Origin of the sequence: Rathayibacter sp. AY2B9, assembly GCF_002931595.1 — a bacterium.
In the GTDB taxonomy this organism is placed as follows: domain Bacteria; phylum Actinomycetota; class Actinomycetes; order Actinomycetales; family Microbacteriaceae; genus Rathayibacter.
Genome location: NZ_PSUB01000010.1, coordinates 55,719 through 69,651, shown reverse-complemented (window position 1 = coordinate 69,651; position 13,933 = coordinate 55,719). Strand labels below are relative to the sequence as shown.

Genomic DNA, 13,933 nt, shown 5'->3' with positions numbered 1-13,933 from the left:
CTCCGGAGCGCTAGTGTCGTCCGGTGGGCAGCTACACCGATCTCCTGAAGACCCCCGGGGTGGGGCGCATCATCCTCGCGCAGCTGACCGCGCGCTTCCCGTTCGGGATGCTCTCGCTGGCGTTCCTCCTGCACGTGGAGCGGGTGCACCACTCCTACGCCGCCGCCGGCCTGGTGCTCGGCTCGATGTCGATCGGGCAGGCCATCGCCGGGCCGCTGACCAGCCGCCTGATGGGGCGGCTCGGGATGCGCCGCGTGCTGACGATCACCCTCGTGGTCTGCGCGGGCGCGATCATCGCGATGGCCGTGCTCCCGCTCGAGGTGTGGCAGTTCGTCGTGATCGGGTTCGTCGCCGGCCTGAGCATGCCGCCGGTGCAGCCCGCCGTGCGGACCATCTACCCCAAGATGGTCACCAGCTCGCAGCTGACCCCGCTCTTCTCGCTCGACGCCTCCGCTCAGGAGATCATCTGGGTGCTCGGCCCGGTGCTGGCGACGCTCGTGTCGATCCAGGTGTCGACGGTCGCGGGCATCCTGACCGCCGCCGCGTTCCTGATCGGCGGCGGGATCTGGTTCATCGCCTCGCCCGAGGTGGGCCGCGTCCGCATCCCGCGCTCGAAGCGCCGCCTCGGCGTGGTGCTCACGAAGCCCCCGGTGCTGCTGGCCACGGTCGTCGGCTTCCTCCTGATCGGCGCCTGCTCGGCGGTCGAGGCGGGCGTCGTCGCGGTGTTCGGCGAGGGCGGAGTCGAGTCGGGCGTCGTGCTCGCCGTGTTCGCGGCGGGCTCCCTGGTCGGCGGCCTCGCCCTCGGCCACATCCCGATCAGCCGGTGGGCGACCGCGCGGCGGATGCTGATCGTCACGGTCGGCATGGGCCTGGCGGCGGTCTCGACCGACTTCTGGTGGCTGTGCGTCACGCTGTTCCTCGCCGGCATCGGCATCGCTCCCGCTCTCGCGGCGCTGTTCGCGATCACCGCCTCGAGCGTGCGCTTCTCGGACACGGCGGAGGCCTACGGCTGGGTCGGCACCGGTCAGCTGATCGGCGCGGCGCTGGGCTCCGCGATCGCCGGCGTGCAGATCGACCAGGCCGGGCCGACCGCCGCCATCGTCGTCGCCGCGGCCTTCGCCCTGGTCGGCTTCCTGGTGCCCCTGCTCGGCCGCCGGTACCACCCGGATCTCCGCGGGCGCGACGCCAGCCCGCTTCCCGACACCGAGCCGGTCACGCTGCCCTCCTAGGCCGCCACCCCGGTTGTCCGGCGCCTGTCGAGCACCCTAGGGTGAAGGCCCACGACGGCGAGGGGGCGGCATGGGACTGCGGGAGGACGCGGAGGAGCTGGTGCGCGAGCACCGGCGCGCCGCCGCCCGGACCGACCTCCTCGACCCCTGGTCCGATCCGGAGACCCCGGAGTGGTGCACCGAGCTCGCCGCCGCGCTCTGGCAGGGGTCCTTCCGCCCGAGTCCCGTCTACTTCCGCCGCGAGGAGTCCTCCCACGCCTGGCGCGGCCCGCACTCGACCCGCCTGCACCACCTCGGCTACGGGTGGCAGCTCACCGCGCACCGCGAGCAGCACGGGGTCGTCGCCTCCGAGACGGCGGTGGTCCTCGAGACGGGCTCCCTCTGGCGCGGACTCGGCATCGGCCGGCGCCCCGTGCGCGCGCTCCGAGGCCGACTCGGCGTCGAGGGCCTGCAGGCGGGCCACGACGTGCACTTCGCCGTGCGCGGCATCGACGAGCGCAGCGACGCGGAGCGCGCCGAGCGGCGCCTCCTCTTCGGGGTGGCCGGTCTCGCGGCGCTGATCGAGGACGACGTGCACGTGGGACCGCACGGCGAGCTCGACTGGAGCGTCTGAGGCGCATGCCAGCATGGGAGGCATGAGCGTCCCCCTGATCCCCCTCAACGACGGCCGCGCGATCCCCCAGCTCGGGCTCGGCGTCTACAAGATCGGCGACGAGGAGGCGGCCCGCACGGTCGCCGTCGCCCTGGAGGCCGGCTACCGGCACGTCGACACCGCCACCCTCTACGGCAACGAGCGCGGAGTCGGCGAGGGGATCCGCGCGAGCGGCCTCCCCCGCGAGCAGGTCTTCGTGACGACCAAGGTCTGGAACGACGACCACGGCTTCGACGAGACGCTCGCCGCCTTCGACCGGAGCCTCGAGCTGCTCGGCACCGACTACGTCGACCTCTACCTCGTGCACTGGCCGATCCCCTCGCGCGACCGCTACGTCGACACCTACCGCGCCCTCGAGCGCCTGCAGCGCGAGGGGCGGGCCCGCTCGATCGGCGTCTCGAACTTCGCGGAGGAGCACGTGCAGCGCCTGCTCGACGAGACGGGAGTGGTGCCGGCGATCAACCAGGTCGAGCTGCACCCGCGGCTGCCCCAGGAGGAGCTGCGCGCCTTCGACGCCGCCCACGGGATCGTCACCGAGGCGTGGTCGCCGCTGGCCCGCGGGCGCCTCCTCGACGAGCCGGCCCTGGCCCGCGTCGCCGCGAAGCACGGCGTCTCGCCGGCGCAGGCGGTGCTGCGCTGGCACGTGCAGCTCGGCGTCGTCGTGATCCCGAAGTCGGTGACGCCGGAGCGGATCCGCGAGAACCTGGACGTCTTCGGCTTCGCCCTCGACGACGAGGACCTCGCCGCGATCGCCGGGCTCGCGACCGGTGAGCGCACCGGCCGCGACCCGCGCTTCGACTGAGGCTCCGGCGATGACGGCGGGCAGGGTCCTGCTCCTGCACGGCCTGGGCGGCTCGGGCCGCACCTGGTGGCGGCTGAGCCGCGAGCTGACCGCGGCGGGCTGGAGCGCCTCCGCTCCCGACCTGCGCGGACACGGCGACGGGCCGCGCGGCGGCTCCTCCCGCCACGACGCCTACGCCGACGACGCCCTCGCGCGGGGACCGTTCGACCTCGTCGTCGGGCACTCGCTCGGCGGAGCGGTCGCGGTGCGCGCCGCCGCCCGCGACTCCGGCTGGGCGGGGCGCCTGGCGCTGCTGGACCCGGTGCTCCGGCTCGCCCCGGAGCAGCGGGCCGCCGTCCGCGCGGGCGAGCTCGCCGGTCTCTCGGTCTCGGCCGAGGAGCTCGCGGTCGTGCAGCCGCTCTGGGACGAGCGGGACCGGGCCGAGAAGCTCGCCGCGGTGCGGGCCGCCGATCCGGCCGCGGTCGCCGCGACGATCGACGACAACGACCCGTGGGACCTGCTGGCGGACCTGCCGGGCCTCCGCCCGCCGGTCCTCGTGCTGGCCGGCGATCCGCAGGTCGAGACGCTGCTCCCTCCCTCCCTCGCCGCCCTGGTGCTGCGCGCGAATCCGCGCATCCGGTACGCGGTCGTGGCCGGCGCAGGTCACAGCCCCCACCGCGACCGTCCGGAGGAGACGCTCGCGATGCTCCGCGAGTGGGCCGAGAGCCCGGCGACGGCCTGATCCGCTCGCCGACCCGGTCCGTGTTTCGTGCGGATGAAATCTGGCAGGGGGGACTGGGCCGCACCGTTTCCTGTGAATACCCTCGCAGAGGACGCGATCCCCTCCCAGTCTTCGGGAGGTGCGCGTCGGGGCCGCCGACGCGGCGGCCCGTTCTCGAGGAGAGGGAGCCCCAGTGGCGCGAACCACCACGAACACCCCGAGCGGCCGCCGACGCCGCTCGCTGATCGGCTCGAGCGCGATGATCGGAGCGGGCGCCCTCGTCGCCGGCTTCGCCTTCGCGCCGACGGCGAGCGCCGTCGAGCCGGTCGACTTCGCCGACACCGTCACGGTCGACGGCATCATGACCCACCTGGAGGCGCTCCAGTCGATCGCGGACGCCAACGGCGGCACCCGCGCGATCGGCACCCCGGGCTACGAGCTGAGCGGCGAGTACGTGGAGAAGGTCCTCGCGGACGCCGGCTACACGACGCAGCGCCAGGACTTCACCACCGCGACGCAGACGATCGACGCGTTCACGTTGACCACCGGGACCGGCGCCGTCGGCACCCCGATGGAGTTCACTCCGTCGACGCCCGAGGGCGGCGTGACCGGCGAGCTCATCGCCCCCGTCGATCCGCTCGGCTGCACCACGGACGCCTGGACCGGCCTCGACGCCACCGGGAAGGTCGCGCTCGTCAGCCGCGGCTCCTGCAGCTTCCTCGAGAAGTCGGTCGCCGCCGGTGCCGCCGGCGCCGCCGCGATCATCATCTACGACAACGCGCCGAGCGACGCCCTCAACGGGACGTTCGGCGGACAGGACGAGGCCGCCGTCCCCGGCGTCGGCGTCACGCAGGCCGAGGGTCAGGCGCTGCTGGCGTCGCTCCCCGCGAGCGTCTCGGTCCTCATCGACCAGACGACGACCGAGGTGGAGACCTTCAACATCGTCACGGAGACCCCGGGCGGCGACCACGACAACGTGGTCATGCTCGGCGCGCACCTCGACAGCGTGCCCGCCGGCCCCGGCATCAACGACAACGGCTCCGGATCCGCGACGCTGCTCGAGACGGCCGTGCAGCTGGCCGCCGCGGGCGACACGACCAACGCGGTCCGCTTCGCCTGGTGGGGCGCCGAGGAGGTGGGCCTGGTCGGCTCCTACACCTACGTCGACTCCCTGACGGAGGAGGACGCCTCGAAGATCGCGACCTACATGAACTTCGACATGGTCGCCTCGCCGAACTACGTGATCTCCGTCTACGACGCGGACCAGTCCACCTACGAGGCCCCCGTGGACGTGCCCGCCGGCTCGATCGCGACCGAGAAGGCGTTCACCGACTACTTCGACTCGATCGACCAGCCCTGGATCGACACCGCGTTCGACGGCCGCAGCGACTACGACGGCTTCATCTCGGTCGGCATCCCGTCCTCGGGCGTCTTCACCGGCGCCGACGACGTCAAGACGGAGGAGGAGGTCGCGCTGTTCGGCGGCACCGCCGGCATCACGCACGATCCGAACTACCACTCCGCCGCCGACGACATCGACAACATCAACCAGGAGGCGCTCGGCATCACGTCGAAGGCCATCGCCTTCGTGACCGCCTCGTTCGCCGCGGACACCTCCGCGATCGACGCCGAGAAGGACCCGACCACGCCGACCCCGACGCCGGAGCCCACCGTGGCCCCGACCGCCGAGCCGACCGTCGCTCCGACCGCGCAGCCGACCGTCGCCCCGACGACCGCGCCCACCACCGCGCCGACGGCCGCTCCCACCCCGAGCAGCACGCCGACCGCCGTGGCGCCGCACCCCGGCGGCCGCCCGCCCCTGGCCTCGACGGGAGCCGACATCGGCCTGCCGCTGGGCCTCGGCGGACTGCTGATCGCGGGCGGCGTCGGCGGGCTTCTGCTCGCCGCGCTGCGCCGCCGGAGCGCCGAGCGCGGCTAGCCGCCACCGCCCCGGAGCCGTCCGGCCGTCGCTCCGCGACGACCGGACGGCTCCGTCGTTCCGCCCTGAGGGGACCCCGGACCGTCGAGACCGCCCGCTGCAGCGGGTCCCTTCGACGGTCGGGGGCTCCCTCACGTCCGACAGGGCTTCCGGCGGCCGGGGGACACGGTGTTCACTGGGCGCATGCGAGCCATCTGGAAGGGCGCGATCACCTTCGGCCTGGTCAACGTGCCGGTGAAGATCTACAGCGCGACCGAGGACCACGACATCCCGCTGCATCAGGTCCACGACAAGGACGGCGGACGGATCCGGTATCAGCGCAAGTGCGAGATCTGCGGCGAGGTCGTCACCTTCGACCACATCGACAAGGCCTACGACGACGGCGAGCGCACCGTGGTCCTGTCCAAGGACGAGCTCAAGGCGCTGCCGGAGGAGCGCGACCGTGAGATCGACGTCGTGCAGTTCGTGCCCAGCGGTCAGGTCGACCCGATCATGTTCGACCGCGCCTACATCCTGGAGCCCGACTCCTCCTCCCCCAAGGCCTACGTCCTGCTGCGCCGCACCCTCGAGCAGACGGACCGCACCGCGATCGTCGAGTTCGCGCTGCGGCAGAAGACCCGCCTCGCCGCGCTGCGCGTGCGCGGCAAGCTCCTGATGCTGCAGACCCTGCTCTGGGCGGACGAGGTGCGGGAGGTCGAGTTCCCGTCGCTGGAGGGCAGCACCCGGATCGCGGCGCGCGAGCTCGAGATGTCGGCGCACCTGGTCGACTCCTACTCCGAGGACTTCGACGCCGCGAAGTTCCACGACGCGTACCAGGAGGAGCTGCGCACGCTGATCGACGCCAAGATCGAGCAGGGCGACGCCCTCGACACCGCCGCGACCTTCGGCGAGGCGCCGGAGGAGGAGGGCGGCGGCGAGGTGCTCGACCTGATGGAGGCGCTCAAGCGCTCGGTCGAGCGCAGCCGCGGGGCGAAGGGTGCGCCGGCGGAGGAGGCTCCCGCCGAGAAGAAGGCGGCGACGACGCCTGCCCCGAAGAAGGCGGCGAAGGCTCCGGCGACGACCGCCGCGAAGAAGAAGCCCGCGGCGAAGAGAGCCGACCCGGAGAAGGGCGCCGACGCGCCTGCGAAGAAGCGGACCCCGAAGAAGACTGCGGCGGCGGAGAAGGCGGCGTCCTAGCCCCGCCGGATGCGGAGGGTCGGGGTCGGACGGAGCCTCAGGCCCGCTCGGCCGCCCGGTCGGGCTCGTCGGCCGCGTCCAGCTCGTCCACGTCGTCGAGGTCGACCGCGACCGAGCTGACCAGCGCGAGCAGCGCCTCCGCGTAGGCGTTCTCGGCCGCCGCGTCCTCGAAGGTCCGCGCCCGGCCGCCGAGCTCGACCTCGACGGCGAACCCCGCCTCCGGCTCCGCGAGGCGACGGAGGGAGCGGAAGGTCCCGCGGAGGAGCTCGCGCAGCTGGTCCTCCCGCGGCAGCCAGAGCGAGTCCTCCAGGGAGACGGAGTCGAGCGCCCATTCCGTGGTGCCGTTGAAGCCGAGGACGGTCCCGCTCGGGTACTCGTGCGCCTCGATGGTCATGTCGCTGACGGTGAAGACGTCGCCGTCGAAGCCCTCCCGCTCGATGCGGAAGCGGTCACCGGTGCGGGGCGTCCAGCGCACGCCCGCCGTGCGCAGGGCACGGGCCAGCTCGAAGGAGATCATCCGACGAGTGTGGCCCGCGAAGCCGCGAACGCGCCGCGAGCGGCACCCGCGCGCCCCGATGTCGGTGGATGAGTTTACGTTCATGAAACGTCCGGTTCACAGGCCGGGCACCCGCACTGCATAGCGTGACCATGCGTGCCCCTTCCGGGGGTGCGCTGGCCGCCCCCGCGGCGACGACGCTGCGACCGCTCTTCCGAGCGGCGATCGAGAGGACCACCATGCCCGACTCTCCCACCCCGCCCGACCGCCGCCGGAGGCGCGGGCTCGGCCTGGCGGCCCTGACCGGACTGGCCCTGGCGGCCGCTCCGCTGGTCGCGACCTCCGCCGCGGCCGCGCCCTCGGGCGACGAGCTCGTCATCAGCGAGGTCTTCGCCCGCGGAGGCTCCGCCGGTGCCGCGTTCAGCAACCGCTACGTGGAGCTCTACAACCCCACCGCCGCCGAGATCGCCCTCGGCGGCCTCTCGATCCAGTACCGCTCGGCGACCGGCACCGCGAACCCCACCACGACCGTGCCGCTCACCGGCTCGGTGCCCGCCGGCGGCCACTTCCTGCTCGCCGGCGCCAGCAACGGCACCAACGGCGCGGCCCTGCCTACGCCCGACCAGAGCGCGAACGGCCTCAACATGGCCGCCGCGGGCGGCACCCTCTTCCTCGTCGACGGGACCTCGGCGCTCGTGGCGCCGCCCACGGGCGCCGCCGCCCAGCCGGACGCGGTGATCGACCTCGTGGGCTACGGCACCTCGAACACCTTCGAGTCGTCCGTCGCCACGGTGCCCTCCCTCACCCAGACGATCGCCCGCGCGGACACCGCCACCGGCGACACCGACGTCAACTCGGCCGACTTCGCGCTCGGCGCACCGACCCCGCAGGCCGCGGGCGGAGGATCCGAGCCCGAGCCCACGACGCCGCCGACGACGACCCCGCCGACCACTCCCCCGACGACCCCTCCGGCCGAGATCCCGGCCGTCTCCATCGCGGAGATCCAGGGCACCGGCGACGCGTCGCCGCTCGTCGGCAGCACCGTCACCACCTCCGGCGTCGTCACCGCGCGCTACCCGTCCGGCGGCTACAACGGCTACGTCATCCAGACCCCCGGCACCGGCGGCGAGAGCTCGCGCACGGCCTCCGACGCCGTCTTCGTCTTCTCCTCCGCCTCCGTCGGGTCGGTCGCGATCGGCGACCACCTGCGCATCACCGGCGAGGTGAGCGAGTACAACGGCCTGACCGAGCTCACCCCGACCTCGGCCGCGACCGTCGTGAAGCTCGACGGCGCCGCCGCAGCGCCGGTCCCGGCCGCTGTCGCGCTCCCCCGCACCGCCGCCGAGCGCGAGGTGCTCGAGAGCATGCTGATCGCTCCGCAGGGCGCCTACACGGTCACCGACACCTTCGACCTGAACAGCTTCGGCTCGGTCGGCCTCGCCGCCGGCACGTCCCCGCTGCTCACGCCGACCGAGGTCGCCCGCCCCGGCTCGCCGGAGCTCGCGGCCGTCGTCGCCGACAACGCCGCCCGCGCGATCACCCTCGACGACGGCGCCTCGATCAACTTCCTCGGCGCCGCCGCGAACAAGGCGATCCCGCTGCCCTACCTCACCACCACCGCGCCGATCCGCGTGGGTGCTCCGGCGACCTTCACCCGCCCCGTCGTCCTCGACTACCGCAACGGCGGCTGGGCCTTCCAGCCCACCACGCAGCTGACCGTCGAGAACGCCGGCGACGTGCAGCCCGCGACCTTCGCGAACACCCGGACCGCGAAGCCCGAGGCCGTCGGCGGCGACCTCTCGATCGCGTCCTTCAACGTGCTCAACTACTTCTCCACCACCGGCGACTCGATCACCGGCTGCACCTTCTACACCGACCGCGACGGCGACCCCGTCACGGTCAACAGCGGCTGCGACGCCCGCGGAGCGGCGAACGCCGACGACCTCGAGCGCCAGCAGGCCAAGATCGTGACCGCGATCAACACCCTCGGCGCGGGCGTCGTCTCGCTCGAGGAGATCGAGAACTCGGCCAAGTTCGGCAAGCCGCGCGACGAGGCCCTCGACACCCTGACCGCCGCGCTGAACACGGCGGCCGGCTCCGAGGTCTGGGCCTACGTCCCCTCCCCCGCAGCGCTCCCCGCGCTCGCGGACGAGGACGTCATCCGCACCGCCTTCATCTACAAGAAGGCCGTCATCGAGCCGGTCGGCGAGTCCGTCGTGCTCAACGACACGGTGAACTTCTCGAACGCCCGCAAGCCCCTCGCCCAGGAGTTCCGCCTCCTCGGCGACAGCGCCAGCGAGTTCGTCGCGATCGTGAACCACTTCAAGTCGAAGGGCTCCGGATCCGGCGCCGACGCCGACCAGGGCGACGGCCAGGGCGCCTCGAACGCCTCGCGCGTGAAGCAGGCGACCGCCCTCGTCGCCTTCGCCGACCGCCTCCGCACCGAGAAGGCCACCGAGCTCGTCTACCTGCTGGGCGACTTCAACGCCTACTCGAAGGAGGACCCGGTGAAGGTGATCACCGACGCCGGCTACATCGACCAGGGTGCGAAGGACGGCAAGTACTCGTACTCGTTCGACGGCGCGGTCGGCTCGCTGGACCACGTCTTCGCCTCGCCCGCGGCCGACAGGACGGTCACCGGGGTCGACACCTGGAACATCAACAGCGGCGAGTCCGTGGCACTGGAGTACAGCCGCTACGACTACAACGCGACGATCTTCTACGACACCTCGGCGTACCGCTCCAGCGACCACGACCCGGTCGTCGTCGGCCTCGACCTGCCCGAGACCCAGACGGACCCGGAGCCCGAGCCCGTCACGGTCATCGACGTCGCGACCACCGCCTCCACCAAGCGCCTCGCCGTCGTGCGGACGCTGACGGTGTCGGCGGTGAACAACGGCGACGAGACGGTCTCGATCGAGATCACGACGGCGTACGGCAGCAAGACGAAGAAGACGGTCAAGCCCGGCCAGTCGTTCACGGTCAAGACCGTGACCGTCTTCAAGCCCATCAAGGCCGGCACGGCGACCATCGAGGTCACCGCGCCCGACGGCACCGAGCGCGTCTACAAGCAGGCGTACCGCGGCGCCTGATCCCGCGCGACCCCTGACCTCGACGAGCTCCGGCTCCTAGAGTTCGGGGATGCCCGAGGGAGACAGTGTGCACCGTCTCGCCGCCCGCCTCAGGCGGGCGGCGGACGGTCGCACCGTCCTCGAGGGCGAGCTGCGCTCCGGGGACGCGGCCGGCACCTCCCTCGCCGGGCTGAGGATCATCGAGCACGACACCCACGGCAAGCACCTCCTCACCCGCTTCTCCGGCGGAACGACCCTGCACACCCACCTGCGGATGCAGGGCTCCTGGACCGTGACCGCTCCCGGCCGAGCGGTCCCCCGCTCGGTGCAGAAGGACGTCCGCGTCCGCCTCCGCCTCGACGACGACTCGACCGTGTGGGGCATCGACCTCCCGGTCGTCGAGCTCCTCGCCACCCGCGACGAGCCGCGCGCCGTCGGGCACCTCGGGCCCGACCCGCTCCGCGCGGACTGGGACGCCGACGAGGCCGTCCGGCGCCTCTCCCGCCTCCCGGACCGGCCCGTCGTCGCCGCACTCCTCGACCAGCGCTGCCTCGCGGGTCTCGGCAACCTCTGGGCCAACGAGGTCTGCTTCCTCCGCGGGGTCTGGCCCTGGCGGCCGATCGGCTCCCTCGACGTCCGCGCCCTCGTGGCGACCGCGGCGAGAGGCCTCCGCGCCTCCGTCACGATCCCGGGGATGTTCCAGACCACCACCGGTGACACCCGCCGCGGCGAGCGGCACTGGGTCGCGGGGCGCGCCGGGCGCCCGTGCCTGCGCTGCGGCACGACGGTGCTCGTCCGCGACGAGGTCCGCGACGACCCCGAGCAGCGCCGCACCTGGTGGTGCCCGCACTGCCAGCCGGAGCAGGCGACCGCCGCCTGAAGCCCGCGTACCGCTGCCGACGGCCCGTGCGTAGGCTGGCCGCATGACGAACGAGTGGGGAACTCCGGATCCGTCCGCCCGGCGAGACCGGTCCGCGGAGGTCGTCCCGGCGGCCGCCTCCGGCGAGGAGGTGGAGACCGCCCGCGTCGAGGACGCCGAGCGCGCGCTCGCCGTGCGCGAGGTCAAGCGGCGCCGCGACTTCCTGGGATCGGTCGGCGGGTGGGCGAGCGTCTCGGCGATCACGACCGCCGTCTGGGTCGGCACAGGGGCCGACGGCTACTTCTGGCCGATCTGGCCGATGATCGGGATCGGGATCGGCGTCGTCGGCCAGGCCGCGTCGATCTGGGGTCCCGCCCGCAAGGAGATCACCGAGGCGGACATCGCCGCCGAGATGCAGCGCCGGGAGAAGCGCGGCCGCTGATCAGTCCAGGCGGCCGACCGAGGTGACGCGGACGACGGCCGCACCCTGCTCGTCCGATTCGGCGAGGTCGACGGTCGCCGAGATCCCCCAGTCGTGGTCGCCGGCCGGATCGTCGAGGATCTGCCGCACGAGCCACTGCGTCGGCTCCTCCGTGACGAGCAGCATCTTCGGCCCCCGGGCGTCGGGCCCGATGCCGATGCTGTCGTGCTCGTCGTAGTAGTCGTCCAGCGCGGCGCCCCACGCGTCGGCGTCGAAGCCGGCGGCGGCGTCGAGCTCGCCGAGCGCCTCGTGGTCGTCGAGGGCGGCGAGGGTCACCCGGCGGAACATCTCGTTGCGCACCAGCACGCGGAAGGCGCGGTGGTTCGCGGTGAGGCGGCGCGGAGCGGGCGGCACGATCGCCTGGTCCGCCGCGTGGAGCGCCGGATTGACCAGCTCCTCCCACTCGTCGACCAGCGAGGAGTCGACCTGGCGCACGAGCTCGCCCAGCCACTCGATCAGGTCGTGCAGCTCCTCGTTCTTCAGCTCGTCGGGGATGGTCTGCCGGGCCGCGCGGAACGCGTCGGACAGGTAGCGCAGCACCAGTCCCTCCGAGCGGGAGAGCTTGTAGAACGCGGTGTACTCGCCGAAGGACATCGCCCGCTCGTACATGTCGCGCACGACCGACTTCGGCGAGAGCTCGAAGTCCTTCACCCACGGCTGCGCCGCGGTGTAGGTCTCGAAGGTCGCCTCGAGGAGCTCCTCGAGCGGCTTGGGGTGCGTGACGGACTCGAGCAGCTCCATCCGCTCCTCGTACTCGATCCCGTCGGCCTTCATCGCCGCGACGGCCTCGCCGCGGGCCTGGAACTGCTGGGCCCCCAGGATCGGGCGCGGGTCGTCGAGGGTCGCCTCGAGCACCGAGATCACGTCGAGCGCGAAGCTCGGCGACTCCGGGTCGAGAACGTCGAACACGGCCAGCGCGAACGGCGAGAGCGGCTGGTTGAGCGCGAAGTTCGGCTGCAGGTCGACGGTCAGGCGGATGCGGGTCACGCCGTCGGCGCCGACGCTCTGCTCGACCACGCCCGCCTCCCGCAGCGTCCGGTAGATGCCGAGCGCCCGGCGGGCGAGCTGCAGCTGCCGCTTCCACGGCTCGTGGTTGTCGAAGATCAGGGCGTGCACGTTCGCGTAGGCGTCGCCGCCGCGGGCGATCACGTTCAGCAGCATCGCCGACGTGATCGTCATGTGCGAGGTCAGCGTCTCGGGCTCGGCGTCGACGAGCTTGCGGAAGCTCGGCTCGCCCCAGCTGACGAAGCCCTGCGGCGCGCGCTTGGCGACCCACTTCCTCCGCTTCTTCGGGTCGTCGCCCATCTTGTCGAGAGCCTTCCGGTTCTCGGACTCGTGCTCGGGGGCCTGCACGACCACGGTCCCGGCGGTGTCGTACCCCGCGCGACCGGCGCGGCCGGCGATCTGGTGGAACTCGCGGGCCGAGAGCTGGCGGGTCCGGGTGCCGTCGTACTTGGTCAGCGCGGTGAGCAGCACGGTGCGGATCGGGACGTTGATGCCGACGCCGAGGGTGTCCGTGCCGCAGATCACGCGCAGCATGCCCTGCTGGGCGAGCTGCTCGACCAGGCGGCGGTACTTCGGCAGCATGCCCGCGTGGTGCACGCCGATCCCCAGCCGGAGCAGCCGGGAGAGGGTCTTGCCGAACGCGGTGGTGAAGCGGAAGCCGCCGATCACCTCGGCGATGCGGTCGCGGTGCTCGCGGGTGGCGATGTTCGCGCTGGTGAGCGCCTGCGCACGCTCGAGAGCGGCCGCCTGCGAGAAGTGCACGACGTAGACCGGCGACTGGTTCGTCGAGAGCAGCTCCTCGATGGAGTCGTGGATCGGCGCGATCTCGTAGAAGTAGTGCAGCGGCACCGGGCGCTCCACGCCGGTGACCCGGGCGGTCTCCCGGCCCGTACGGCGGCTGAGGTCGGCGGCGAGCGCCGTCACGTCGCCGAGGGTGGCCGACATCAGCACGAACTGCACGTGCGGGAGGGTGAGCAGCGGCACCTGCCACGCCCAGCCGCGCGCCGGGTCCGCGTAGAAGTGGAACTCGTCCATCACGACCTGGTCGACCGGGGTGTCCTCGCCGTGCCGGAGCGCGAGGTTCGCGAGGATCTCGGCCGTGCAGCAGATGATCGGCGCGTCGGCGTTCACCGAGGAGTCGCCGGTGACCATCCCGACGTTGGAGGCGCCGAAGACGTCGACCAGCGCGAAGAACTTCTCGGAGACGAGCGCCTTGATCGGCGCCGTGTAGAAGCTGCGGCGTCCGGAGGCGAGCGCCGCGGCGTGCGCGCCGATCGCGACGAGCGACTTCCCGGTGCCGGTGGGCGTCGAGAGGATCAGGTTGGAGCCGGAGGCGATCTCGAGCATGGACTCGTCCTGCGCCGGGTAGAGCGGGAGGCCGCGCGACTCCGCCCACTCGGTGAAGGCCAGGTAGACCGCGTCGTCGTCGACGCGCCCGTCCGCGTCGGGCGTCGGCATCCGGTCGAGCAGCGTCGAGGTCATCCCCCCATCCTCCCAGCCCGCGGCCCGTCGCTCAGGTGCGA

Annotated in this window: 11 protein-coding genes; 9 read left to right on the top strand and 2 right to left on the bottom strand. The window is 72.8% G+C overall.

Annotated elements, in window-relative coordinates; all coding sequences use genetic code 11:
- Positions 1-23: 23 nt before the first annotated feature.
- The 6 genes from C5C25_RS11020 to C5C25_RS10995 all read left to right on the top strand — a co-directional run bounded on the left by C5C25_RS11020 (position 24) and on the right by C5C25_RS10995 (position 6,498).
- Entirely contained in the window at positions 24-1,229 is a 1,206-nt protein-coding gene (locus C5C25_RS11020; RefSeq protein ID WP_104222308.1) for an MFS transporter, read from the top strand.
- A 70-nt stretch (positions 1,230-1,299) separates the two neighbouring features.
- Positions 1,300-1,842 (top strand): hypothetical protein, encoded by a 543-nt coding sequence (locus tag C5C25_RS11015; RefSeq protein WP_104226914.1) that lies wholly within the window; start codon positions 1,300-1,302, stop codon positions 1,840-1,842.
- A 22-nt stretch (positions 1,843-1,864) separates the two neighbouring features.
- Positions 1,865-2,683: an aldo/keto reductase gene (locus C5C25_RS11010; protein ID WP_104250648.1), complete on the top strand. Its 819-nt coding sequence runs from the start codon at positions 1,865-1,867 to the stop codon at positions 2,681-2,683.
- Positions 2,684-2,693: 10 nt separating this feature from the next.
- A complete protein-coding gene (locus C5C25_RS11005; RefSeq protein ID WP_146079467.1) occupies positions 2,694-3,404 on the top strand; it encodes an alpha/beta fold hydrolase in 711 nt (236 codons plus the stop codon).
- Between the two features lie 172 nt (positions 3,405-3,576).
- A complete protein-coding gene (locus C5C25_RS11000; RefSeq protein WP_104250625.1) occupies positions 3,577-5,322 on the top strand; it encodes a M28 family metallopeptidase in 1,746 nt (581 codons plus the stop codon).
- A gap of 183 nt (positions 5,323-5,505) precedes the next feature.
- Positions 5,506-6,498 carry a Ku protein gene (locus tag C5C25_RS10995; protein ID WP_104250624.1) on the top strand — a complete coding sequence of 331 codons (993 nt, stop codon included), beginning with the start codon at positions 5,506-5,508 and terminating at the stop codon, positions 6,496-6,498.
- Positions 6,499-6,535: 37 nt separating this feature from the next.
- Here C5C25_RS10995 and C5C25_RS10990 read toward each other — a convergent pair whose 3' ends face one another.
- Positions 6,536-7,015, bottom strand: a complete 480-nt coding sequence (locus C5C25_RS10990; protein ID WP_258061303.1) for a pilus assembly protein CpaE — start codon at positions 7,013-7,015, stop codon at positions 6,536-6,538.
- 218 nt (positions 7,016-7,233) lie between these two features.
- Between C5C25_RS10990 and C5C25_RS10985 the strand changes: the two genes are divergently transcribed.
- The 3 genes from C5C25_RS10985 to C5C25_RS10975 are packed head-to-tail and all read left to right on the top strand — an operon-like array spanning position 7,234 to position 11,366.
- Positions 7,234-10,086, top strand: coding sequence for an ExeM/NucH family extracellular endonuclease (locus C5C25_RS10985; protein WP_104250623.1), 2,853 nt, complete (start codon positions 7,234-7,236; stop codon positions 10,084-10,086).
- A 49-nt stretch (positions 10,087-10,135) separates the two neighbouring features.
- Positions 10,136-10,945 (top strand): DNA-formamidopyrimidine glycosylase family protein, encoded by an 810-nt coding sequence (locus C5C25_RS10980; RefSeq protein WP_104250622.1) that lies wholly within the window; start codon positions 10,136-10,138, stop codon positions 10,943-10,945.
- 43 nt (positions 10,946-10,988) lie between these two features.
- The gene (locus tag C5C25_RS10975) at positions 10,989-11,366 is read left to right on the top strand and encodes a 2TM domain-containing protein (protein WP_104222259.1); all 378 of its coding nucleotides are present in this window, start codon (positions 10,989-10,991) and stop codon (positions 11,364-11,366) included.
- Here the strand turns inward: C5C25_RS10975 and C5C25_RS10970 are convergent, their stop codons facing one another.
- A complete protein-coding gene (locus C5C25_RS10970; RefSeq protein WP_104250621.1) occupies positions 11,367-13,892 on the bottom strand; it encodes an RNA helicase in 2,526 nt (841 codons plus the stop codon).
- Positions 13,893-13,933 lie beyond the last annotated feature (41 nt).